Genomic DNA, 21925 nt, shown 5'->3' with positions numbered 1-21925 from the left:
GTTGGATGTGCCTGGCCAGGCGTTAGGGTGGGCGCATGTTTCGGTTTTTTCTTCTTTGCGCGCTTTGTCTTGGTCCGGCTGCGGCGGTGGCGCAGGACTGGGCGTTGCGGGCGGAGGATCGTCTGCTGACGCGGGACGAGGTGGCCGTGCTGACCGAGGGGCAGACGCTGGTGTTTTATGACGACGGGCAGTCCAAATTCTCGGCGGGCGGGGCCTATTCCTACACCTATGCCAGCGGCGAGTCGGCCTTCGGGCGCTACCGGGTCGAGGCGGATGGCACGGTTTGCATCGCCTATCGCAACGGGTTTGGGCGCTGTGATCGCTATGTGGAGAGTGGCAGCCGGATCGTGATGCTCACCGAGAAAGGCGAGCGCTACCCGATCCGACCTGCGGCCCGCGACTGAACCTCAGGGCAAAGAAAGACCCTGCGGCACGCAGCGCGCAGGGTCGTGAAGTCGCAAACCTGAATGTAAGTTTCATCCAGAAGAGTAGCCGCGCCTGTGTAAAGAAAGGTAAACGTCGCGGGCGTCAGAGACGGGCGAGCAGCGTGGGCGTGGGCCAGGCGTCGGCGGGCAGGCCGAGGCGCTTCTGTTCGGCTTGCACAGCAGCGCGGCTGCGCGCGCCCAGAATGCCATCAACCTTGCCCACGTCGTGCCCGCGGGCCTGCAGTTTGCGCTGCAACTCCTTGATCTGCGCGCCGCTGAGCCCTGGCTCGGGGGTTCCGGCATCATAGACCGGGGCGCCTTCAAGCCGCGTGCCGAAATAGGCGGCGGTCAGAACATAGGTAAAACTTTGATTCCATTCGAAATAAACGCGGAAATTCGGATAGGCAAGGAAGGCCGGGCCCTTGTGGCCCTGTGGCAGCAGCAGCGACGCGGGCAGCCCGGGCGCGAGGCTGCCGGTGCGCGCGCGCACGCCAAGCGCTTCCCATTCTCGCGCAGATTTCTGCGTGCGCAGCCCGCTTTGCGACCAGTCCATATCGGCGGGCACGGTGACTTCCTGCAGCCAGGGCTCCCCTTTGCGCCAGCCGAGGCTCTGCAGCATCTTGCCGCCGGACATCAGCGCGTCGGTGGGTGAGGTCTTTAACGAAACCTTACCGTCGCCGTCCCCATCGACGCCGTTTTCGAGGATGTCGCGGGGCAGCATCTGGACCATCCCGATCTCACCGGCCCAGGCGCCGGTGGTGGTGCGCGGGTCGAGCGCGCCCTTCTCGAAGAGCTCAAGTGCTGCGAAGACCTGAGGGCGGAAAAGCTCGGGGCGGCGGCAGTCGTGCGAGAGCGTGACCAGCGCATTCACCGTGTTGAAATCGCCCTGAAAGCCGCCGTAATCCGTCTCGAAGGCCCAGAAGGCCAGCAGAACACCACGGCTGACACCATAGCTCTGTTCGATCCGGTCAAAGACCGCGTCATATTTCTGAGCGTTGCTTTTGCCGCGGTTCAGCCGGTCGGCCGAGATCAGCCGTTGCGAGAAATCGAGGAAGGGGCGCTGGAAGACACCCTGGGCGCGGTCGGCGTTCAACACTTTCTGGTCCTGCCGCACGTTTGCGAAAAACTGATCGACCGTGGCGGCGGCATGGCCCTTCTGGACCGCCTCGCTCTTCAGCCCGTTCACGAAGCTGGCAAAGGAACCGCCACAGGCCTGAGCGGCGGCGGGCAGGATGAGGGCGAAAGCGGCGATCAGGGGCAGGCGCATCAAAGGTCTCCAAGAAAGTGCAACACAAGAACCAGAGCACAGAGCGCGAGAAACAGCGCCCATGCGCGCCACAGCATCGCGATACTGGCGTCGATGTCCATCGGCGTGAGCAGTTTACGGCCGTCCGCGTTAACAAAGGGGAAATCGCGCAGTGTGCCGTCATAGGCGCGGGGGCCGGCCAGCGCGATGCCGAGGGCGCGCGACATGGCCGCCTCGGGCCAGCCGGCATTCGGCGAGCGGTGCTGGGCCGCATCGGCGCGGATGCCGCGCGCGTCGGTCAGGCGGGCGGGCAGGGCAATGAGTAGGGCCGTGAGCCGGGCGGGGATGAGGTTCAGCAGGTCATCCAGGCGGGCGGCGGCCCAGCCGAAGGCCTCATGCCGGGGCGTGCGGTAGCCGATCATGCTGTCGGCGGTATTGACCAGCTTATAGGTGATGATGCCGGGCAGCCCGGCGATGAAAAACCAGAGCGCGGGGGCGATGACCCCGTCGGAGAGATTTTCGGCGGCGCTTTCAATGGCGGAGCGGGACACCTGGCTTGCGTCCATCGCGGCGGTGTCGCGGCTGACGATCTGGGCCACGGCGCGGCGGCCCTCCGGAAGCGAGAGGCGCAGACCATCGGCGACCTCTGCCACGTGCTGGACGAGCGAGCGTTGCGCTAGCAGGATTGCCGTGACGATGATCACGACAGGTGTGCCGAGGGTTTCGAGGAGCAGGCCAGCGCCGGCGCCTGTACAGACGAGTGCGAGCGCGCAGAGAATGCCTTTTGCTCTTTGGGCCGGGCCCCTGTTGATCTGGCGATCCATCCAGCCGACGAGGCGGCCCATGAGGACGGCAGGATGTGGCACCCGGTCCCACAACCAGCGCGGCTCGCCCAGGGCAGCGTCGAGCAGCAGGGCGCAGATCAGCAGCGCGGCTGTGCTCATGCCAGGGCGGCCTCGATCCGGGGCCAGTGCAAGCTGTGCGGCAGGCCGAGGCGCAGCCAGCGGGAGTTGTAGGGAAACGTGCGGCTCCAGATGCGGTGCTCGGCGAGGCGGGTTTGCCAGTGGGCGGCCTCCTCGACCTCGTAGAGGCGGAAGAGCGTTGTGCCGCCGAGGACCCGCGCGCCCGCGATCTGCATCAGCGCGTCGAGATGGGCGGCATCCTCGGCGAGGCGGGCGCGGGTTTCGCGGGCCCAATCCGCATCGCTGAGGGCTGCGGCGCCAATGTGCAGGGCGGGGCCGGAGACGGCCCAGGGCCCGAGAGTGTCGCGCAGCCGGGCAACGAGGCCGGGATCTCCGGCAACGAAGCCCAGGCGCAGCCCGGCGAGCCCCCAGAACTTGCCGAAGCTCTTGAGCACCAGCGTGCCCGGCTCGGCGGCCAGCGGCATCAGCGAGCCGGTGGGTGCCACGTCGCAGAAGCTCTCGTCGATCACGGTGAGCGGGGCGTTTCGGACGGGCAGCGTCTCCGCCGTCCAGAGTTTTCCATCGGGGTTGTTGGGGTGCACGACCACCTGCGCGGCGCTGGAAGCGTCGTCGACCTGTTGCCATCCCTGCGCCGTGAAGGCGGCGGCATGTTCATTGTAGGTGGGACCGGGGATGCAGACGTTGGCGCGGGGCAACAACTGGGGGATCTGCGCGATGAGGGCGGAGGCGCCGGGCGCGGCGAGCAGATCGGCGCCGTCAGGCACCTGCCAGAAGCGGCGCGCAGCATCGAGGAGACGGGTGCCCGCGGCCTTGTCAGGCAGCGCTGTCCAGGCATCGGCAGGCAGCGTGGAGGCTCGATAAGGATGCGGATTGATGCCTGTCGAGAGGTCGATCCAGCCGATTCGGTTACCCCCGAACTGTGCAATTGCAGCATCCAAACCGCCGCCGTGATCGCGTTCACGTTTCGTCAACAATCTGCTCCAAATGCAAGGAACGTGGCGCAAAACCGCAGCTTTGCCCGTTGCAGAAAGCGGAAATCAGCCGGTTAATCAAGTCTCGCCACAAATCATAAAGTTGTCGAAGATTGCTTAATCGTTTGTTAACCTTTGAGGCACACGACAGATGTTACAGAGTGCAACAAATCCGGAGCATCCGGGTTGGAGGACAGATGAAGGTTCTGATTGTAGAGAGCCAAAACGATCTGGCTAAAATCTGGCAGCGGCATCTGCAGCGCATGGGCATGAACGTGTCCCTGGCGCTTGGACAAACGGAAGCCATTCGCCATCTGAGCACCGATGACACGGATATCATCATCATGGACCTGGTCCTGAACGATGGCTCGGCGCTGGCCGTGGCGGACTACGCGAGCTATCGCCAGCCCGACGCCAAGGTGATTTTCGTCACCAATACGTCGTTCTTCTCGGATGGCTCGATCTTTTCGCATGCCACCAATGCCTGCGCCTTTGTGCAAAGCGCCACGCCGCCGGAAGACCTGGCGGCCATGGTTGAACACTATGGCGCACCAGCGCAGCAGTCGGGTGCGGCCTGAGCGCCGAGCACCGGCTGACCAAATACGAAAGACCTAGCCGCGGTGATGCGGCGCCATGAAGTCGAGCTCTGGCCCCATCGGGATGATCCGGTGAGGATTTATCGTCTCGTGACTGTAGTGGTAGTGGCGGATGATATGGGCGAAGTTCACGGTCTCACCCACGCCGGGCGTCTGGTAGAGATCGCGCACATAGGCCCAGAGATTGGGATAGTCGATCAGCCGCTTGCGATTACACTTGAAGTGCCCGTGATAGACCGGATCGAACCGCACAAGCGTGGTGAAGAGCCGCCAATCGGCCTCGGTCAGCCTGTCGCCCATCAGGTAACGCTGGTCTGTGAGCCGCGCCTCCAGCCAGTCCAGCGTGTCAAAGAGCGGTGCAACAGCGGCGTCATAGGCCTCTTGCGTGGTGGCGAACCCGGCCTTGTAGACGCCGTTGTTCACCGTGTCGTAGATGCGGTCGTTCACCGGCGCGATGGCCTTGCGCAGATCTTCCGGCCAGTAGTCAGCCGTATTGCCGGTGAGCCCGTCGAAGGCGGAATTGAACATGCGGATGATCTCGGAGCTTTCATTGCTCACGATGGTTTCGCGCTGCTTGTCCCAGAGGATCGGCACGGTCACGCGGCCTGAGATCTGCGGATCGGCCTTGAGGTAGATGTCGCGGGCAAAGGGCAGGCCATAGAGCGTGTCGCCGGTGGCGCCGTGATCGTCGGTCTCGAAGGTCCAGCCGTCGGTCAACATATCGGGATGCACGACCGAGACGGAGATGTGGTCGGTCAGCGCCTTGAGGTGCCGGAAGATCAGGGTACGATGCGCCCAGGGGCAGGCGTGGCTGACGTAGAGATGGTAGCGGCCCGAATCGGGGGTGAACCCGCCGTCACCGGAGGGCCCCGGCGCGCCATCAGGCGTGATCCAGTTGCGGAATTTCGCCTCTGATCGTTTGAATTTTCCGCCTGTCGATGCGGTGTCGTACCATCTGTCATGCCACACGCCATCTACCAAAAGACCCATGCCGAACCTCCTTAATTGCTTGGCTCAAAGCTAGGAGCTTGCCCCCTGGCTGGCCAGTCGCGCCCCTGCGCAGGGGCCCTGCGCTGCTGCACAGGACAGCGGCTCTGCCATAAAAAACTTAACTTGATTTTTAAGCGATCTGGGCATCATGTGAAGACACGGGGGCGATGTAAGGCGTAACGATATGGAAGCGATTTTTTCCAAGGAAATTCAAGCGGGTCTGGATCAGGCCCGGATCGACGCGTTAAAGAAATCCTCGCGTTTGCGGGTGCAGGTGGATGGCAAGATCCACCCGGTGTTGCGCATGTGGAAAACCGGCTTTGCGCTGGAGAGCGACGCGCCTGCCTTGCGCGGTTTTGTCGATCTCTACGATGGCAGCATTCACCTCTTTCAGTGCCTGATCATCACCAGCGATGACGAAGAGGGTGAGCGCCGCTACGAGTTCAAGCGTGCCACCGCCGTCTCGGAAACACCCGCAGTGGATTTCGAGATCTCGGAAGATGCGCCGGTCGGGCTGATCGAAGACGCGCGCTAGGTCGCTTTACTGCAAGTCGCCAAAGGCCTTTGCCAGCCGCGCGCAGGCGTCTTTCACGCGCGCCCGCTGGGTGCCGATGTTGAACCGCATGAAGCTTTCGCCACCGCTGCCGAAGCTGGTGCCGTGGTTGGCGGCGATCTCGGCATCCTCCTGGATACGTCGGATCACCTCGGCCTGGTCCATGCCCGTGCCCGCAAAATCCACCCAGGCGAGGTAGGTGCTCTCCAGCGCCATGGAGCGCAGGCCGGGGATTGCGTTGATCTCGGCGTCAAAGAGCTGGCGGTTGCCGTCGAGATAGGCGACGAGATCCTCCACCCAGGCGGCGCCCTCGGGGCTGTAGGCGGCGCGGGCCATGACGAGGCCGAAGGAGTTCGCCGACATGCCGAGGCCCGCCATGCGGCGGGCAAAGCGGGCGCGCAGGTCCGGGTCTTCGATGATGACGTTGCCAGTGTGGTGGCCTGCGAGATTGAAGGTCTTGCTGGTGGCGGTCATGATGATCAGCCGGTCGGTGATCCCGTCTAGGAGGGCGGCAGGCGTATGGGTATGGCCGGGCATCACCAGATCGTGGTGGATTTCATCCGAGACCAGGATCAGGTCGTGGCGGCGCGCGAAATCGGCCACCTGTTGCAGCTCGTCCCGGGTCCAGACCCGCCCGCCGGGATTGTGCGGCGAACAGAGGATCACCATTTTCTCCGCGCCGGTCATCTGCGCGTCGTAGGCGTCGAAATCCATCTCGTAGCGGCCATCGGTGTTGACCAGCGGGCATTCGACGACCTCGCGCTCGGCGGCTTTGATCACGCGGGCAAAGGCGTGGTAGACGGGCGTGAAGAGGATCACCCCATCACCCGGTTGAGTGAAGGCGTCGATACACATGCCGGTGCCATTGACCAGCCCGTGGGTGTTGAAGATCCAGTCCTTCTCGATGTGCCAGCCGTGACGGGTCTGCATCCACCACAGGATCGCGTCGCGATAGCTGCTCTCGTCCCCGTAATAGCCGTAGACGCCATGCTCGATCATGCCCTGCAGCGCCTGCTGCACACAGGCGGGCGGGCTGAAGTCCATATCCGCGACCCACATGGAAATCCCGGTATCGGGGGAGACGCCGTAAAGCCGCTGCATCCCGTCCCACTTGGCGCAATCGGTGCCGCGACGGTCGATCACGGTGTCAAAGCGGGCGTCAGGGGCGGTATCAAGGCTCATGAGGATCTCCTGTGTCTGCCGCGCAAGCTAGCGGGAATCTCCGGGGCCGCAAGCCCGGTTGAGTTGCAGAGATGGCCGGGCTGGCATACATCCCTCTCATGAAGAGAAAGATTCTGCTGCATCCCGATCCGCGCCTGAAAAAGGTGTCCGCGCCGCTGCCCGATCTGAGCGACGATCTGCGCGCCTTGGCGGATGATATGCTGGAGACAATGTATGATGCGCCAGGTGTCGGGTTGGCCGCGCCCCAGGTGGGGATCCTGCAGCGTCTGGTGGTGATGGACTGTGTGAAGGGCGAGAACGAGACGCCGCGCCCGCTGATCATGTTCAACCCCGAGATCGTGTCGTCGTCGGATGAGACGAACGTGTATGAGGAGGGCTGTCTGTCGCTGCCCGAGCAGTTTGCCGATGTGACCCGGCCTGCCGAGGTCGAGGTGCGCTGGATCGACCGCGATGGCAAGGAGCAGCAAGAGGTGTTCGACGGGCTCTGGGCCACTTGCGCGCAGCATGAGATCGACCATCTGGAGGGCAAGCTCTTCATCGATTACCTCAAACCGCTGAAACGCCAGATGATCACGCGCAAGATGGTCAAGATGAAGCGCGAGCTCGCCCGGACGTGACCCAGCGCGACCTGCTGACATGGCCTGACCCGCGGCTGCGGACGAAGGCGGCGCCGGTGGATGAGATCACCGATGAGATCCGCACGCTCTGGGACGATATGATCGAGACGATGGACGCGATGCCCGGGGTGGGGCTGGCCGCGCCGCAGATCGGTGTGCTGCTGCAGGTTGCGGTGGTGGATGCGTCTGACAAGCGCGACCGGCGCATCCGGATGGCCAACCCGGAGGTGCTCGACGCCTCGGCGGTGATGAACCAGCACGAAGAAGCCAGCCCGAACCTGCCCGGTGTTTCAGCGGCGGTCTCGCGTCCGCGCGGTGTGGCGGTGAGGTTTCTCGATGAGACGGGCATGTATGTGCGGCGCGATTTCGTGGGGCTGGAGGCGACGAGCGTGCAGCACCAGATCGACCATCTGCAGGGGCGGATGTATTTTGACCGGTTGAGCAAGGTCAAACGGGACATGCTGCTGCGCAAGGCCCGCAAGCTGCAGCGGTAGCGGCGCGGTGGCCTGAAAGCCCACCGTACCTGCCGGTGGCTGATGGTTGTGTTGGCAGGTAGGGTGGGCTTTCAGGCCACCCGTGGTAGGAGCGATGGTATGCGTGTGATTTTCATGGGGACGCCCGCCTTTTCGGTGCCGGTGCTGGAAGCTCTGGTCGCTGCGGGGCATGAGATTGCCTGCGTCTATTGCCAGCCGCCGCGTCCGGCGGGGCGCGGCAAGAAGGAGCGCCCGAGCCCCGTGCATCAGCGCGCGCGCGACCTCGATCTGCCCGTCCGCACGCCCGTGTCCCTGCGCGATCCTGACGCGCAGGCGGCCTTTCGCGAGGTGAATGCCGATGTGGCCGTCGTCGTGGCCTATGGGCTGATCCTGCCGCGTGCGATCCTCGAGGCGCCGGCGCATGGGTGCCTGAACATCCACGCGAGCCTGTTGCCGCGCTGGCGCGGTGCGGCGCCGATCCACCGCGCGATCCTTGCGGGCGATACGCAGACCGGGGTCTGCATCATGCAGATGGAAGCGGGGCTCGACACCGGGCCTGTGCTGTTGCGGAAGGCCATCGATATCGGCGCTGAGGAAACCACCGCCGCGCTGCATGACCGGCTGAGCGATTTGGGCGCGGGTCTGATCGTCGAAGCGCTGTCGCAGATCAACGACCTGGTGCCTGAGCCACAGCCCGAGACGGGGGTGACCTATGCCGAGAAAATCGATAAATCCGAGGCGCAGGTGGACTGGACGCGCGATGCGGTTGAGGTCGACCGGCTGATCCGCGGCCTGTCACCCTTTCCCGGGGCCTGGACCATGGATGGCGAGACGCGCATCAAGCTGCTGGCGTCGCGCGTCGCCGACGGCCAGGGCGCGCCGGGCGCCGTCCTGGTCGACCCGCTGCGCGTGGTCTGCGGAAACGGGGCCGTCGAACTCCTGCGCCTGCAGCGGGCGGGCAAAGGCGTACAGGATGCGGACAGCTTCCTGCGCGGATGGCCGATGCCCGCGGGCAAACAGCTTTGACGCGCTCCGGCTCCGCAATGAGGTGTTTGTCGTTGCCTTTCGCCTGTGCCTCAACGGCAAAACGCGATAGTTGTGTCTGGATGAAGGGCCGAACCGCGAGAGAGGACCGCTGCGCATGTTTCCAACCATCATCGGCACCGTGGTGATCGCGGGCATTGTCGGTTATCTCTGTGAGAAGACCGGCTTCACGCACAATGGCGTGCTGCAGAGCATCGTGATCTGCGTGGGCGGCGCCTTCATCTTCTACTTCGTCACGCTCATGTTCGGCATCGGGTTTCGCAGCCCGGGCATGAACGCGATTGCCGCCTCGATCGGCGCGCTGATCATCGTGCCCTTTCACTGGCGGAAATAGCGTCTACTCGGCCGGGCGGGCGGTTGGGACGGCATCCTCGTCGGGACGGGGCGCCCGCACGCAGAGCCGCAGGAGCGGCGGCACGGTGAGCAGCGTCAGGAAGGCCGACATCGAGAGCCCGCCAACCACCACCGCGCCCAGGCCCCGGTAGAGCTCGGAGCCTTCGCCGGGGATCAGCACCAGCGGCAGCATCCCGAAGACCGAGGTGAGCGTCGACATGAAGATGGGGCGGATGCGGTTGCTTGTTGCTTCCTCGATCGCATCGATGGGCGCCATACCCTCCACGCGCAGGTGATAGAGCGTCTGGTGCACGATCAGGATGGCGTTGTTGACCACGATCCCCACCAGAATGATGAAGCCCAGCAGGGTGAGCATGTCGAGCGGTTGGTTCTGGTAGGTGTTGAGGAGCGCAAGCCCGCCGACACCGCCAGCGGCAGCGACGGGCACCGAGATCAGGATCACGAGTGGCAGTACGAAGCTTTCAAAGAGGATCGCCATCACGAGGAAAACGATGATCAGCGCCACCGCGAGGTTGATCTGGATCGCGTCCCAGGTCTGGCTGAGCTGGTCTGCTGTGCCCGAGACGCTCATGCGGATGCCGTTGGGCAGGCCCTGCTCTTCGAGCGTTTCGACCACCTCGGTCTGAAGAAGTTCGACGGCGGCTTCAAGTGGCAAGGCGTCTGAGGGGCGGACTTCCAGTGTGACAGTGCGCAGCCGGTCGCGGTGGCGGATTTCTGTGGGGCCTGCGGTCACGATCACATCAGCCAGTGCTGTTACGGGCACGATCTGGCCCGAGGGCGTGACGACCGGATAGTTGCCGATGTCCTGCGTGCGCTGTGCCAGTTGTAGCCCGGGGTCGCCCTTGAGCATCAGGTTCAGGCGCTCGGCACCCACGGTGATTTCGGCGATGCGCAGCCCGTCGTTGAAGGCGTCGACGGTGAGTGCCAAGTCAGACGCAGTCAGCCCTGCATCGGCCAGCCGCAGCCGGTCGGGGACCAGCCGCACCTCGGGGGCGCCGAGCTCAAGGCCCGGGATCGGACGGAACTGGTGCCCTTCGGAGCGCGGCAGCAGGCCGGAGATCGTGCCGGCGGCTTGGCCTGCGACCGCGAGGATGTCTTCGAGGCTCTGACCGGAGATGTTGAGCTCGATGGTGCGTCCGCCACCTACGCCACGCCCAAAGAGCGAGGGCTGGGTCATGAAACCGAAGGTACCCGGCTCGGCAAAGATGGGCCCGGAGAGCACCGGGATCAGCTCACCGGCGCGGCTGCCATCCACGGCGGCGGCGCCGACAAAGCTGGTGCCGCTGAGGGCCACGAAGAAGAAGTTCTCGATGGTGGGTGTCCCATCTTCCATCTGCGGTTCGGGGGCTGCCTCCCAGAGCGGGCGGGCGGTGGCCTCGATCCGCTGGGCGATGGTTTCGGTGGTGTCGAGGTTGTAGCCGGGCGGCGGGATGATCAGGCCGAAGACGAGGTTGCGGTTGCCTTCCGGCAGGTATTCCAGCCGGGGCAGAAAGATAACCGCGGCGATGGCCGCCCCGCCCGCGATGGCGGCAACCATCATCAGCCCGACAGCGCGGAAGCGCACGGTCAGACGCACGTAACGCATGACCAGCCCGTGAAAGCCGCGCGCCAGGTGGTCGAGGCCGGGGATGCCGATGGTGACCTGTTCGCCTTGCTTCAGAAGGCGGCTGGCCAGGGCCGGGATCACCGTCACAGCGACCACCAGCGACAGCAGCACCGAGACCGAGATGGCGACGGCGATGTCGCGGAACAGCTGGCCCGCTTCGAGTTGCATGATCAGGATCGGGATAAACACAAGCACGGTGGTCAGCGCCGAGACGAGGATCGCGCCCCAGACCTGTTTCGCGCCCTTGTAGGCGGCCTCGCGCCGCGTGAGACCCTGTTCGCGCAATCGGTAGATGTTCTCCAGCACGACGATGGCCGCATCGACGATCATGCCCACCGCAAAGGCGATCCCGGCGAGCGAGATCACGTTGAGCGTGCGCCCGGTGGCGGCCATGGCGACGAAGGTGGCCACGATACTGACCGGGATGGCGAGTGAAACCACCAGCGTCGCGCGCGGGCTGCGCAGGAAGGCGAGCAGCACGGCAGCGGCCAACGCGCCGCCGATCCAGATGTTCTGGGTGACCAGATCGATGGCCCCGTTTATATAGATCGTCTCATCATAGACCTGGCGCATCTTGAGGCCCGCATCGGCGACAGGGCCTTCGTCGAGCTCGGTCAGCACAGCGCGCACGGCGTCCATCGTCTCGATCACATTTGCGCCGGGCTCGCGCACGATGTTGAAGGCGAGCCCGGGTTCGCCACGAAAGCGCAAGCGGGCGCGGGGTTCCTCGAAGGAGAAGCCGACCTCGGCCACATCGCCGACGCGTACACGACCGGAGCCGCCAGAGCCAATCTCGGAGCGCAAGACGACCTCTTCGATGGCGGCCACCGTGTTGAGGTTGCCCTCGGCGCGCACCACGTAGCGGCGCTTGCCCTCTTCCACGTCACCGGCGGAAAGCGAGATGTTTTCATTGCGCAGGATATTCACGACGTCCGGAACGGTCAGATCGAACCGTGCCAATTGCCGGGGGTCGACCACCACCTGCAGCTCTCTTGTGACGCCGCCAAAGACATTCACCGCCGAGACGCCCTCGATGCGTTCGACCCGGTCCTGGATGATGTCCTCCACGAAGTCGCCATAGGTGGGCATGGCGCGCTCATTGCCCTCCTGCGCGGTGAGCAGCACCCAGGCGATGGGGCTGTCATCGGCGCCGGAGGTGTCGAGCGAGGGCTCGCCCGCCTCGTCGGGGTAGTCGCCCACGCGGTCCAAACGGTTCGACACCAGCAGGAGCGACTGGCTCATATCGGTGCCGATGCCGAACTCCAGCGTGATCTCGGCCTCTCCGGTCTGGGCGCGGGAGGTCATCACGTCGAGCCCTTCGAGCCCGCGCAACGCCTCTTCCTGTGGGTTCACGATCTCGCGCTCGATCTCGGAGGGGGCAGCGCCCGGCCAGTTGGTGGTGATCACGACGATAGGCTTGCGCACGTCGGGTGCCAGCTGGATCGGGATGCGGGTGACGGCGATCACACCGAAGAGCACGGCCATGACGACCGCCGCCATCACGGCAACGGGGCGGTCGATTGCAAAGCGGATGATATCCATCACTAGCCTCCGTTCGTGGGGTCGCCCATGGGTGCGATGGGCTGGCCGGGGCGCAGGCGCTCGTTGCCGCGCGTGACGACCACATCGCCTTCTGCCAGCCCGCCCAGAACCTCGAACCGGTCTCCCAGCGCCACGCCGATCTGCACCGGACGCGGCTGGGCCTGCCCCTCTTCGGCGACAAACACCGTCCAGCCGCCGCGCGCCTGAACCAGCGCGTCCTTGGGCACCGAGAGCACCTCGCGCGGCGCGCTGATCGGGATGGAGACGGTGATGGACTGGCCGATGGCGATGGTCTGCAGACCGGTGAGCTGGCCCGAGGCAAAGCGGACGGGCCGGGTGCGGGTCGCGGTTTCCTCCACTGGCAGCAGCGCCCGCACGGTCAGCGCAAGCTCCTCCCCGGCTTCCGTGATCCCATCGACCGCGAGGCCGGTGTCCAGCACGCGGATGTATTTCGAGGGCACGCTTGCCTCGATCTCGAAGGAATTCGTATCAAGCAGCGAGACCACCGCCGCACCCGCGCTGATGAACTCACCGGGGTTCACGTTGACCTCGAGCACGATGCCCGAGAAGGGCGCGCGGATGAGGGCGCGCTCGAGCTCATAGCTCGCTTCGGCGGCGTTGGCCTCGGCTGTTTTCACGCGGGCCTCGGCCTCGGCAAGCTGGCCCTGGGCCTCGAAGAAGTCGCTCTGCGCCTCGTCAAACCGGCTCGAGGAAAAGGAGGTGGTGCCGCGCAGACCCTCGATGCGGGCGAGGGCCTTGGTGGTGCGGTCCACCTGCGCTTCGGCGGTGGCAATTCCGGCACGCGCCTCGGCCAGGCCCGCCTCGGACTGGCGGGCGAGGATTTCCAAGAGCTCAGTGTCGAGTTCGGCCAGGATGTCGCCCTCGGAAACGGCAACCCCTTCCAGCACCGGCACGCTCTCGATGGTGCCCGCGATGCGGCTCGCTACGGTGCCTTCGCGCGAGGTCACGACCTCGGCAAAGAGCGGCACGGTCTCGGCGATGGTCCTGATTTCCACCGTTTCGACGCCAACGGAAGCGGGGCCGCCCTGCGCGACAGCGTAGGTCGTTGCGGTGCAGAGGGCGGCGATGGCCAGCATGAGGCGCAACGGATGAGGGAGGGCGATCGCAGTCATTGGAGAGCCTTTTCATGCGTGGTGCTGCCGGTCGTGGCAGGATGTAGCACGCGACCGATGCATTCAAATAACACTTAAGTGCGCGCGCGTGTTCGCTAAAGTGCGCTTTGCAAAAGTTTATTTCGGGTTTTCGCCAGCATCGACGGCGCGCGCATAGGCGATAAGCGCATCCACTTCGCTTTGCAATGGGGTCTGTCCGGTGAAGCCGATCAGGTAGCTCGGCACAAGCCGGTTGCGCGCCTCCATCGGCTCGCCGAGTTGCGCATCGTCATAGCCGATCTGCATGTAGTAGAGGATGCGCGCCCGGGCGACCGCCTCAAGCTCCGGGCAGCCAAAGCGTGCAAACATGGCGCGCAAGGCTTCCAAACGCTCGGCTTCCGAGGCCTGCAGCACGGCGCGGACCTCAGGCGCGCGGCGCGCCCAGTCGCGGATGGCAAAATCGAGCCGCGTGTCGAAAAGGGCGGGGTTGATCACGCAGCGAAAGACGTTGCCGACCGCTTCGGTGATGGTCGCCGCAGGCCGTTCGGCCATCGCTACGAGGGCCGCGGTATTGGTCCGCTGCCAGTGCTCGAGCAGGGCGTCCAGCAGGTCCTGGCGGGAGGTGAAATACCAATAGAAGCTGGAGCGGGAGACTTGAAGCTCTGCACCGATCAGCTGGATTTTCACCCCTTCGACGCCGTGGGTGAGCAGGGCGGCGAGCGCTGCATCGAGCCAGTCCTGCCGGGTCACCTTGACGTTGCCGGTGAGCGGTTCGGACGCGGGTTTGTCGTGATTGGGCGTGAGATCCGCTGGCACGGTCAGCTTTCGGGCGGGGCGCCGCCCGCCTCCGATCTGGCGCGGATGTCGGCGCGGAGGTGTGCCAGCGCCTCCGCATCGACCTTTGGGCCCTGGCTGTCCGAGAGGATCTGCTTCCACAGGCCGGTGGCGCGCGTGGTGGTGTCGACGGCGCCGCGGTCCTGCCAGGTGCCGAAGTTGGACAGATCGCCAATCAGCGGCTCATAGAAGGCGGTCTGATAGCGCTCCATCGTGTGGGCTGCGCCGAAGAAGTGGCCGCCGGGCTGGACCTCCTCGAGTGCCGCGAGGCCGATCTCGGCCTCTTGTGCGGGGGTTTCAGCACAGAGTTCGGCCACCATTTGCAGCACTTCCAGATCGGTGATGAGTTTTTCGTAGGACACGGTCAGCCCGCCTTCGAGCCACCCGGCAGCGTGGATCACGACGGTGGCACCGGCGAGCAGGCAACCCCAGGTGCCGAATTGTGTTTCATTAGCGGCCTGCACGTCGCCAATGTTCGCTGCGGACCCGGAGGCGCAGCGCCAGGGCAGGCCGATGAACCGCGCGAGCTGGCCAGCGGCGAGGCTGGCCTTGAAGTGCTCTGGCGTGCCGAAGGCCGGGGCGCCGGACTTCATGTCGACGTTCGAGGTGAAGGTGCCGTAGCAGACCGGCGCGCCGGGGCGGGCGAGCTGGGTGAGCGTGATCGCGGCGAGCGCCTCGGCGTGGCTCAGCGTCATGGCGCCCGCCACGGTGATCGGGGCCATGGCGCCCATGAGCGTGAAGGGGGTCACGATGCTGACCTGCCCGGCCTTGGCGAAGTCCATCAGCCCCTGCGCCATGGGGATGTCGAGCGTGCGGGGCGAATTGGTATTGATGATCGTGTAGCAGTGGCTTTCCGCTGCGAATTCCTTGTCCGAGAGACCACGGAAGTCGCGCAGCATCTCGAAGCTTTGCGTCACCTGAGGCGTGCCGCGCGAGAAGATGAAGGGCACCTTGTCCGACAGTGACAGCTGTGCGTCGATGGTCGCGTAGTGGCGCAGGTGCATCGGCACATCTTGCGGCTCGATCAGCGGCGGGACCATGTGCAACACGTCGAAATGCTGGGTGAGCTGGACGAGCTCGCGGAAGTCGCGCTCGGTACCGGGGCGGCGGCCCCGTTCAAGATCGGTGGCGTGGGGGGCACCGGCGCCGGGCTGGAAGACAAGGCTGCCGAGCTCCAGCGTGATGTCGCGATCACGGACGGCGCCGCGCACCGGGATCGACCGGGGGGCACTGACCAGCGCCGCTGCGACCATCTCGCGCCCGATGTGCACCATCTCGGTGTCCTCATGCACGGTGGCGCCGCCCGCCTTGTAGGCTTGGCGCGCGGCGGGCAGGAGCACCTTGATGCCGAGGCGCTCGAGCACATCCAGCGCGGCCTCGTGGATTGCTTCGATCCGGTCGTCCGAGAACACCGACATGGGCGGGAACGGGTTGCGCAGGCGGCGGTAATCCACGGTGCGCTTGACGGGCGGGGCGCCGCCGCCTCGGCGGGTGCGCCGCCGCCCGGTGTTCTCGGCCAGCGTCATACCCGCATGACCTTGCCCTCTGGATCATATGGCGAGGGCGGGACGACCTTGGCGGCGCGCTCGATCCCCACCACGTGCACGCTGAGTGCAGTGTCCGGTGTGGCATGTTCGGTGTTCACCAGCGCCATGGCGAGCGATTTGCCGGTGGTGTGGCCGTAGGCGCCGGAGGTGACGAAGCCCACTTTCTCCTCCCCGGCCCAGATCGGCTCGTAGCCGCTCGCATCCGCGTCCTTGGCGTCGATCTCCAGCGTGACCTGAATTTGCGCGGGGCCGTTCCCGTCGCGCTCGGCAAGTGCAGCCGATTTGCCGGTGAAGTCTTTCTCCCAGTCGATCCAGCGGTCCATGCCGGTCATGCCGGGGGTGTAGCCTTGGGTGAATTCGGCGTTCCAGATGCCAAAGCTCTTCTCGATCCGCAGGCTGAGGAGCGCGTTGAAACCGACCTCGCGGATGCCTTCTTCCTCGCCCGCCTCCAGCAGGATGTGTCGCAAGGTGGCGTGATCACCGGCGCGGCAGTGGATTTCATACCCCAGCTCGCCCGTGACCGAGAGGCGACCCACCTTGCAGCGCAAAAGGCCGATGTCGAAGGCGCCGCAGCCCATGAAGGCCAGGTCGCCGATGGGGCCGTCGGTGAGTTTCTCGATCACTGCCTTTGACGCCGGTCCGGAGAGCGAGAACCCGGCGGTGTCCTCGCCCAGATCGCGGATGGTCACGCCCTCGTCCATATGGTCGTTGAACCAGCGCATGTGCCAGGCGCGCAGGTAGTAGCTGCCCATGATCCACCAGGTGCCGTCGCCCCAGTTGAAGATGGTCAGGTCTCCTTTGAGACGCCCGTCTTCGGCCAACATGGGTGCCAGTTTCGCCCGACCCGGTTTCGGCAGTTTCGAGGCCATGATCCGGTTGAGCCAGGCCTCTGCGTTCGGGCCGGTGACCTCGAAGCGGGAGAACCCGGTGATGTCGAGCAACCCGACGCCATTGCGCACGGCGTGACACTCATCGGCGACGATCAGATGTGCGTTCGAGCGTTTCAGCGAGGGCGTTTCCTCGAACCCGGGCTCGGCAAAATAGAGCGGCACCTCCAGATCCCAGCTTTGCCCCCACTGGCAGCCCGCAGCGGTCATGTCCGCATAAGCGCCTGCGGTCTTCAGCGGGCGGCCCGCGGGCAGCTGTTCGTTCGGATAGGTCATCACGAAGCGGCGGGTGTAGAACTGTCCCGTTGTCTCTTTGATGTACTGCTTGTTCTCGGCCCAGACGCCGTAGCGGGCGACGTCCATGCCGTAGACATCCGCTTCAGGCGCGCCGTGGATCATCCACTCGGCGAGGCTCTTGCCGACGCCACCGCCCTGCAGGAAGCCCGCCATCACCGCGCAGGCCGACCAGTAGTTGCGCTTGCCGGGGACGGGCCCGACGAGCGGATTGCCGTCGGGCGAGAAGGTGAAGGCGCCGTTGACCCAGGTTTTCACGCCGACTTCCTGCAGGCAGGGGTAGCGTTCGAAGCCCAGCGTCAGCTCATGCTCGATGCGGTCGGGGTCTTCCTGCTGCAGTTCAAACCCATACTCCCAAGGCGCGCCGTCCATCATCCAGTGCTGGTGGTTGATCTCGTAGATGCCCAGCAGCACGCCCTTCTGATCCTGCCGCAGGTATGTGAAGCCTTCGAGGTCTACGGTCATCGGCACCTCGAAATCGATGTCTTCCAACTGTGGGATCGTGTCGGAGATCAGGTAGTGGTGGTTGAGCGGGCTGACGGGCAGCTCGATCCCCGCCATGCGGCCGACCTGCTTGGCCCAGAGACCGGCGGCGTTGACCACATGTTCGCAAGACAAAGTGCCCTTCTCGGTCACCACCTCCCAGCCTTCCAGCGTCTGGTTAAGCTCCAGCACGCGGTTGTGCTCGATCACCTCGGCGCCGCGTTTTTTGGCCGCGCCCGCATAGGCGTGCACGGTGCCGGTTGTGTCGATGTAGCCCTCGCGGTCCGCCCACATGCCGCCCAAGAGCCCGTCGCCGGACATGATCGGATTCAGCTCGAGCGCCTCCTCGACGGTCACCAGACGGCAATCCTCGATCCCGATAGACTGGAAGGTGCGATAGGCCGACTGCAGCCACTCCCACCGGTCGGGCGTGCCCGCCATGGTCAGCCCGCCGGTCATGTGCAGCCCGATGTTCTGGCCGCTTTCGGCCTCAATCTCGCTCAGAAGGTCGATGGTGTAGGCCTGCAGCTGCGCGATGTTCGGGTCTGCGTTCAGCGCGTGGATGCCGCCCGCCGCGTGCCAGCTGGAGCCCGCGGTCAAGACCGACCGCTCGATCAGGCACACATCGGTCCAGCCCATCTTGGCCAGGTGGTAAAGGACGGATGCGCCGACAACGCCGCCCCCGATCACGACAACGCGGTATTGCGACTTCATGGCGACTCCTCCCGATGATTCTGATGTCTGGACAGTTCTGTACAGTCCTGTCCAGACGCTAAGATCAAATCGGGCGATCCGTCAAGAATTTCGTATCGGGCTGCGTCAGCGCGGTTTGCGGGCGACCAGAAAAAGGGTGCGCCCGTCCTTTGGTCTCCACGAGGTTTCAATCTCGAAACCGGCCTCCCGCACCATGGCCTCCAACCGGTCGGCATATAGGAACCGAACGCGGGGCAGCAGGCGCAGCATTCGCCCGGCTGCTGCGATGGGTTGGAACCAGCGCATCCCATCGGCGAGGCAGACGGTGCTGGAGTGAAAGGTGCCGCCGGGCTTGAGCATGTCGTAGGTCTTGGCGAGGGCCGCGCGCGGATCTTGCAGCAGATGCAGAATGCTCATGGCCAGAACCGCGTCATAGCGGCCTTCGGGTGGCTCGAAATCTTCGATCCGGTTCTGCAGGAAGGTCACGTTTTCAACGCCTTGCGCCTCCGCCTTGTCTTCGGCAATGGCGATCATCTTGGCCGAGAAATCGAAGGCGAGAATGTGCTTTACATGCGCGGCATGGATCAGCGCCGTTGTCCCTGTGCCACAGCCGAACTCCAGCACGTCCATATTCGGGCTGAGGTGAGATTGCGTGATCTCGAGCTTGCGTTCGTATGCGGCCTGGTCAGCAACGGGGCGTTTGGCATAGCCGGGCGCAACCCTGTCCCAGAAGCGTGTTTCGCCTGCGTTGGTCATCGAAAGGGGGTCTGAATAGGTCATCTCTGTCACCGTGAAATCGTATTCGCGGGTCTGTGTATCTCTGCGCTTGTGGCAAATAAATTGACTAAATCCGCTTATTTGCTATGCGAATTTGCATGGATTGGCGGTCTATGAAATTCGACTGGAACCGTGCGCGCGCATTTCTGGTGACGGCAGAGGAGGGCTCGCTCTCTGCCGCAGCCCGGGCGCTGGGAATGACACAGCCGACGCTCGGGCGGCAGGTGGCCGCCCTGGAAGACGAGCTGGGCGTGCTGCTTTTTGACCGGTCCGGGCGAGGGCTGACGCTGACCGCTAACGGGTTGGAACTGGTCGATCACGTGCGGGCCATGGGCGAGGCGGCCAGCCATGTGTCGATGACCGCGTCGGGCCAGTCCACTTCTGTCGAGGGCACGGTGCGGATCACGGCGACGGAGGTGGCTTCGGCCTTCGTGTTGCCGAAGATGATCGACCGCTTGCGCGCCGCGCATCCGGGCATTGAGGTGGAGCTGGTGGCGACCAACCTGCTGCGCGATCTGCGCAGGCGCGAGGCTGACATTGCGATCCGGACGGTGCGCCCGACCGACCCGCAACTCATCGGGCGGAAACTGCCGTCCGAGGTGGCGCGGCTCTACGCCAGCAGAGCCTACCTCGACGCCCACGGCCCGTTCAACGCACCGCGAGACCTGTCGCGGGCGCAGTTCATCGGGTTTGAAGACAACATGCCGTTCATCGAGTTCCTCAACGGTATGGATCTGCGTTTGACCGAGCGGCAATTCGGGGTGCGCACCGCCGCGCATTTGGTGCACTGGGAGATGGTCCGGCAGGGCTTGGGTGTCGGCGTGATGCTATCCCGAGTCGGGGATGCAGACTCTGTGGTCGCGCAAGCGGCGCCCTGGCTGCCACCGTTCGAGTTTGAGGTCTGGCTGGTGGCGCACCGTGAGGTGAACTCCAGCCGCCGCGTGCGTCTGGTCTTCGATTGGTTGGTCAAGGAATTCAACGCGCTGCCGCCCGCGGTCTGACATCCCTATGCAACATCTGCCTGCCGCGTCGCCCGTTGGGCCGCGCGCCCGATTACGGGCGCGCGGCCCAACGGGCGCTCCCTCCGGACCCGCCCGCGGTGGGTTACTCCAACGATGCCTGCCCCCATCTGGGGCTGCTGGCGTGCCGTTTATCAAATGAGATATGGAGGCGGAGGTCGTGATCTGCTCTCAACCCTACTTTTGGGCGCTCTGACCTTTGGTTTCTGCGTGTCCATCCGCGCGATGACTATAATTTATCATTATAAATTATCGGTTCAATCTCCCTGAACTTGGCGGTAGAACAGCGGTATCCGGAATATAGGACACGCGTCACCCATGCCGCCCAAGTCTTCCCGCACCACGGCCCGCGCGCCCCGACGCAGCCGCCCTGTTCGCGTCGCAGAGGAGATCAAGACCTGGGTGGTTGAGCAGGACCTGCAGCGCGGAGATCGTTTGCCCGCCGAACCCGAGATGATCGAGCGCTTCGGCATGGCCAAGGGTACGATCCGCGAGGCGATGCGCATTCTCGAAGCGCAAGGCCTGATCGAGACGCGCACCGGACCGGGCGGTGGCAGCTTTGTCGGCGAAGTTTCCGCAGAGCGCGCGCGGGCGTTGCTGGGGAACTACTTCTATTTCAAGAACCTGACCATCGCCGACATCTACCAGCTGCGCCGGGTGCTTGAACCGGAGCTGGCGGCTTCCCTTGCGGGGACGTTGTCGCCACAGCAGCTATCGGAGCTCGAGGAGCTTGCCGGCCAGTTTCCCGCGCCGCCAAAGTCAGCGGAGGAGGAGCGCGCGCATCACATCGGCTCGCTGGAGGTGCATGCGCGGCTGGCGTCTTATGCGCAAAATGAGCTGCTGGGCTTCCTGATCGGGTTCATGTCGCAGATCCTGTCGGACCTCACGATCTACCGTCGCCTCTACAACCCGCCGAACACAGCACTATGGCGCAAGGGGCGGGAGTACCACCAGCGCCTGCTGGTCGCGTTGCGCGACGGAGCAGCGGAAGAGGCGCGCCAGATCATGTCGGAACACATGCAGGCTGCGGAGGCGATGATGATCACGCAGGAGGCGGAGGTGCAGCGCCGCTTCATGGCCGAGCAGCACTCAGGCAGTCTCTGATCGATACGGATCGCGCCGAGTCGGCACCGCCTGTGTCCAGCCGAAATAGGGTTGTGCCATGGCGCGGGTGTAAAGGTCCTGCAGGGCTGCCAGCGGGTCGTCCGCATAGTCAATTCGCAGGGAAAGCGGGGCCTGATCTGCATGAAGTTGCAAAAGGGCAGCCGAAGTCAGGCCGCGAATGTCGCCGCCTGCGTCGGCGGCGGCCATCAGACCGGAGAGGAGCCGTTGGGGCATGGCGCCTTGACTGTTGAGATAGCCGTCCCGCGCTGCGGTCAGCACGCCCGCATCTGCCAGCATGTTGCCGCTGACCACGAGGCAGTGCGCGTCGATGGAGCCCGCGTAGGCGATGCTCTCGGCGCCCGTGAAACTCGCGGTGCGGCCCTCGCGATCCAGAACGCTCAACTGCCGATGATCGCGCCCGGGGTCGCCTTTCGTCAACTCGTCCACGGTTGCGCGGGCAGACAATCCCGCGGTCATCAGGCTCAACGCGTCTTCGCCCCAGAGTGTGCTGGGCGATGTGCCCTGCGACGCCGAGAGCCCCGATCGGACATCGCCGCGCAGCACCCACCCGCCGACGCAGAGGCTGCCGGTGGCGGCGGCGCCCCCGAAAGTGCCCGAATTTACATCAAACACGAGAATGGAAATCGTCATAT

At 64.8% G+C, this 21925-nt stretch carries 21 protein-coding genes; 9 read left to right on the top strand and 12 right to left on the bottom strand.

The window, feature by feature from the left end; translation table 11 throughout:
* Positions 1–35: 35 nt before the first annotated feature.
* Positions 36–404, top strand: a complete 369-nt coding sequence (locus ACVC7O_RS17645) for a hypothetical protein (RefSeq protein WP_458323429.1) — start codon at positions 36–38, stop codon at positions 402–404.
* Positions 405–528: 124 nt separating this feature from the next.
* Here ACVC7O_RS17645 and ACVC7O_RS17640 read toward each other — a convergent pair whose 3' ends face one another.
* The 3 genes from ACVC7O_RS17640 to ACVC7O_RS17630 are packed head-to-tail and all read right to left on the bottom strand — an operon-like array spanning position 529 to position 3565.
* Complete coding sequence (locus ACVC7O_RS17640; protein WP_458323428.1) at positions 529–1692, bottom strand: lytic murein transglycosylase; 1164 nt, start codon at positions 1690–1692, stop codon at positions 529–531.
* Positions 1692–2615, bottom strand: a complete 924-nt coding sequence (cbiB, locus tag ACVC7O_RS17635) for an adenosylcobinamide-phosphate synthase CbiB (RefSeq protein ID WP_458323427.1) — start codon at positions 2613–2615, stop codon at positions 1692–1694. Before cbiB ends, ACVC7O_RS17640 begins: the two co-directional genes overlap by 1 nt.
* Positions 2612–3565: a threonine-phosphate decarboxylase gene (locus tag ACVC7O_RS17630; RefSeq protein ID WP_458323426.1), complete on the bottom strand. Its 954-nt coding sequence runs from the start codon at positions 3563–3565 to the stop codon at positions 2612–2614. Before ACVC7O_RS17630 ends, cbiB begins: the two co-directional genes overlap by 4 nt.
* A gap of 197 nt (positions 3566–3762) precedes the next feature.
* On the opposite strand from ACVC7O_RS17630, the gene ACVC7O_RS17625 reads away from it, so the two are divergent.
* The gene (locus ACVC7O_RS17625; protein ID WP_458323425.1) at positions 3763–4143 is read left to right on the top strand and encodes a response regulator; all 381 of its coding nucleotides are present in this window, start codon (positions 3763–3765) and stop codon (positions 4141–4143) included.
* 33 nt (positions 4144–4176) lie between these two features.
* On the opposite strand, the gene ACVC7O_RS17620 is transcribed toward ACVC7O_RS17625, so the two are convergent.
* The gene (locus ACVC7O_RS17620) at positions 4177–5151 is read right to left on the bottom strand and encodes a glutathione S-transferase family protein (protein WP_458323424.1); all 975 of its coding nucleotides are present in this window, start codon (positions 5149–5151) and stop codon (positions 4177–4179) included.
* Positions 5152–5335: 184 nt separating this feature from the next.
* Between ACVC7O_RS17620 and ACVC7O_RS17615 the strand changes: the two genes are divergently transcribed.
* Positions 5336–5686: a hypothetical protein gene (locus ACVC7O_RS17615; protein WP_458323423.1), complete on the top strand. Its 351-nt coding sequence runs from the start codon at positions 5336–5338 to the stop codon at positions 5684–5686.
* 6 nt (positions 5687–5692) lie between these two features.
* On the opposite strand, the gene ACVC7O_RS17610 is transcribed toward ACVC7O_RS17615, so the two are convergent.
* The gene (locus ACVC7O_RS17610; RefSeq protein ID WP_458323422.1) at positions 5693–6886 is read right to left on the bottom strand and encodes a MalY/PatB family protein; all 1194 of its coding nucleotides are present in this window, start codon (positions 6884–6886) and stop codon (positions 5693–5695) included.
* Positions 6887–6984: 98 nt separating this feature from the next.
* Here ACVC7O_RS17610 and def (ACVC7O_RS17605) point away from each other — a divergent pair, with 98 nt between their 5' ends.
* The 4 genes from def (ACVC7O_RS17605) (at position 6985) to ACVC7O_RS17590 (ending at position 9354) form a co-directional block, all read left to right on the top strand.
* Entirely contained in the window at positions 6985–7503 is a 519-nt protein-coding gene (gene def, locus ACVC7O_RS17605) for a peptide deformylase (RefSeq protein WP_458323421.1), read from the top strand.
* Positions 7500–7997, top strand: a complete 498-nt coding sequence (gene def, locus ACVC7O_RS17600; protein WP_458323420.1) for a peptide deformylase — start codon at positions 7500–7502, stop codon at positions 7995–7997. Before def (ACVC7O_RS17605) ends, def (ACVC7O_RS17600) begins: the two co-directional genes overlap by 4 nt.
* 99 nt (positions 7998–8096) lie before the next feature.
* On the top strand, positions 8097–9002 hold the full coding sequence (gene fmt / locus ACVC7O_RS17595; RefSeq protein WP_458323419.1) for a methionyl-tRNA formyltransferase: 906 nt from the start codon (positions 8097–8099) through the stop codon (positions 9000–9002).
* 115 nt (positions 9003–9117) lie between these two features.
* Positions 9118–9354: a hypothetical protein gene (locus ACVC7O_RS17590; RefSeq protein ID WP_458323418.1), complete on the top strand. Its 237-nt coding sequence runs from the start codon at positions 9118–9120 to the stop codon at positions 9352–9354.
* A 3-nt stretch (positions 9355–9357) separates the two neighbouring features.
* Here the strand turns inward: ACVC7O_RS17590 and ACVC7O_RS17585 are convergent, their stop codons facing one another.
* From ACVC7O_RS17585 to ACVC7O_RS17560, 6 genes are all read right to left on the bottom strand, one after another.
* Positions 9358–12522 carry an efflux RND transporter permease subunit gene (locus ACVC7O_RS17585; protein WP_458323417.1) on the bottom strand — a complete coding sequence of 1055 codons (3165 nt, stop codon included), beginning with the start codon at positions 12520–12522 and terminating at the stop codon, positions 9358–9360.
* A gap of 2 nt (positions 12523–12524) precedes the next feature.
* Positions 12525–13655, bottom strand: a complete 1131-nt coding sequence (locus ACVC7O_RS17580) for an efflux RND transporter periplasmic adaptor subunit (protein WP_458323416.1) — start codon at positions 13653–13655, stop codon at positions 12525–12527.
* A 117-nt stretch (positions 13656–13772) separates the two neighbouring features.
* A complete protein-coding gene (locus ACVC7O_RS17575) occupies positions 13773–14450 on the bottom strand; it encodes a TetR/AcrR family transcriptional regulator (protein ID WP_458323415.1) in 678 nt (225 codons plus the stop codon).
* A gap of 2 nt (positions 14451–14452) precedes the next feature.
* Complete coding sequence (locus ACVC7O_RS17570) at positions 14453–15994, bottom strand: trimethylamine methyltransferase family protein (RefSeq protein ID WP_458323414.1); 1542 nt, start codon at positions 15992–15994, stop codon at positions 14453–14455.
* The gene (locus tag ACVC7O_RS17565) at positions 15991–18393 is read right to left on the bottom strand and encodes a GcvT family protein (RefSeq protein ID WP_458323413.1); all 2403 of its coding nucleotides are present in this window, start codon (positions 18391–18393) and stop codon (positions 15991–15993) included. The genes ACVC7O_RS17570 and ACVC7O_RS17565 overlap by 4 nt, the downstream gene beginning before the upstream one ends.
* A gap of 105 nt (positions 18394–18498) precedes the next feature.
* Positions 18499–19152: a class I SAM-dependent methyltransferase gene (locus ACVC7O_RS17560; protein ID WP_458323412.1), complete on the bottom strand. Its 654-nt coding sequence runs from the start codon at positions 19150–19152 to the stop codon at positions 18499–18501.
* Positions 19153–19262: 110 nt separating this feature from the next.
* On the opposite strand from ACVC7O_RS17560, the gene ACVC7O_RS17555 reads away from it, so the two are divergent.
* Both ACVC7O_RS17555 and ACVC7O_RS17550 read left to right on the top strand, forming a co-directional pair.
* On the top strand, positions 19263–20150 hold the full coding sequence (locus tag ACVC7O_RS17555) for a LysR family transcriptional regulator (protein ID WP_458323411.1): 888 nt from the start codon (positions 19263–19265) through the stop codon (positions 20148–20150).
* A gap of 336 nt (positions 20151–20486) precedes the next feature.
* A complete protein-coding gene (locus tag ACVC7O_RS17550) occupies positions 20487–21272 on the top strand; it encodes a FadR/GntR family transcriptional regulator (RefSeq protein ID WP_458323410.1) in 786 nt (261 codons plus the stop codon).
* Here ACVC7O_RS17550 and ACVC7O_RS17545 read toward each other — a convergent pair.
* A complete protein-coding gene (locus ACVC7O_RS17545) occupies positions 21258–21923 on the bottom strand; it encodes a DUF1028 domain-containing protein (protein ID WP_458323409.1) in 666 nt (221 codons plus the stop codon). The genes ACVC7O_RS17550 and ACVC7O_RS17545 overlap by 15 nt on opposite strands.
* Between the last annotated feature and the right edge of the window lie 2 nt (positions 21924–21925).

The sequence above is a fragment of the Roseobacter cerffii genome (assembly GCF_054226325.1).
The sequence above is the reverse complement of the archived record's forward strand: the minus strand, read 5'-3'. Positions and strand labels throughout refer to the sequence as shown.

Excerpts from the sequence above, each read along its gene's own strand:
- ACVC7O_RS17645 (WP_458323429.1), top strand. The coding sequence starts at position 36 with ATGTTTCGGTTTTTTCTTCTTTGCGCGCTTTGTCTTGGTCCGGCTGCG.
- ACVC7O_RS17640 (WP_458323428.1), bottom strand. The coding sequence starts at position 1,692 with ATGCGCCTGCCCCTGATCGCCGCTTTCGCCCTCATCCTGCCCGCCGCC.
- cbiB (WP_458323427.1), bottom strand. The coding sequence starts at position 2,615 with ATGAGCACAGCCGCGCTGCTGATCTGCGCCCTGCTGCTCGACGCTGCC.
- ACVC7O_RS17625 (WP_458323425.1), top strand. The coding sequence starts at position 3,763 with ATGAAGGTTCTGATTGTAGAGAGCCAAAACGATCTGGCTAAAATCTGG.
- ACVC7O_RS17620 (WP_458323424.1), bottom strand. The coding sequence starts at position 5,151 with ATGGGTCTTTTGGTAGATGGCGTGTGGCATGACAGATGGTACGACACC.
- ACVC7O_RS17615 (WP_458323423.1), top strand. The coding sequence starts at position 5,336 with ATGGAAGCGATTTTTTCCAAGGAAATTCAAGCGGGTCTGGATCAGGCC.
- ACVC7O_RS17610 (WP_458323422.1), bottom strand. The coding sequence starts at position 6,886 with ATGAGCCTTGATACCGCCCCTGACGCCCGCTTTGACACCGTGATCGAC.
- def (WP_458323421.1), top strand. The coding sequence starts at position 6,985 with ATGAAGAGAAAGATTCTGCTGCATCCCGATCCGCGCCTGAAAAAGGTG.
- fmt (WP_458323419.1), top strand. The coding sequence starts at position 8,097 with ATGCGTGTGATTTTCATGGGGACGCCCGCCTTTTCGGTGCCGGTGCTG.
- ACVC7O_RS17590 (WP_458323418.1), top strand. The coding sequence starts at position 9,118 with ATGTTTCCAACCATCATCGGCACCGTGGTGATCGCGGGCATTGTCGGT.
- ACVC7O_RS17585 (WP_458323417.1), bottom strand. The coding sequence starts at position 12,522 with ATGGATATCATCCGCTTTGCAATCGACCGCCCCGTTGCCGTGATGGCG.
- ACVC7O_RS17580 (WP_458323416.1), bottom strand. The coding sequence starts at position 13,655 with ATGACTGCGATCGCCCTCCCTCATCCGTTGCGCCTCATGCTGGCCATC.
- ACVC7O_RS17570 (WP_458323414.1), bottom strand. The coding sequence starts at position 15,994 with ATGACGCTGGCCGAGAACACCGGGCGGCGGCGCACCCGCCGAGGCGGC.
- ACVC7O_RS17565 (WP_458323413.1), bottom strand. The coding sequence starts at position 18,393 with ATGAAGTCGCAATACCGCGTTGTCGTGATCGGGGGCGGCGTTGTCGGC.
- ACVC7O_RS17560 (WP_458323412.1), bottom strand. The coding sequence starts at position 19,152 with ATGACCTATTCAGACCCCCTTTCGATGACCAACGCAGGCGAAACACGC.
- ACVC7O_RS17555 (WP_458323411.1), top strand. The coding sequence starts at position 19,263 with ATGAAATTCGACTGGAACCGTGCGCGCGCATTTCTGGTGACGGCAGAG.
- ACVC7O_RS17550 (WP_458323410.1), top strand. The coding sequence starts at position 20,487 with ATGCCGCCCAAGTCTTCCCGCACCACGGCCCGCGCGCCCCGACGCAGC.
- ACVC7O_RS17545 (WP_458323409.1), bottom strand. The coding sequence starts at position 21,923 with ATGACGATTTCCATTCTCGTGTTTGATGTAAATTCGGGCACTTTCGGG.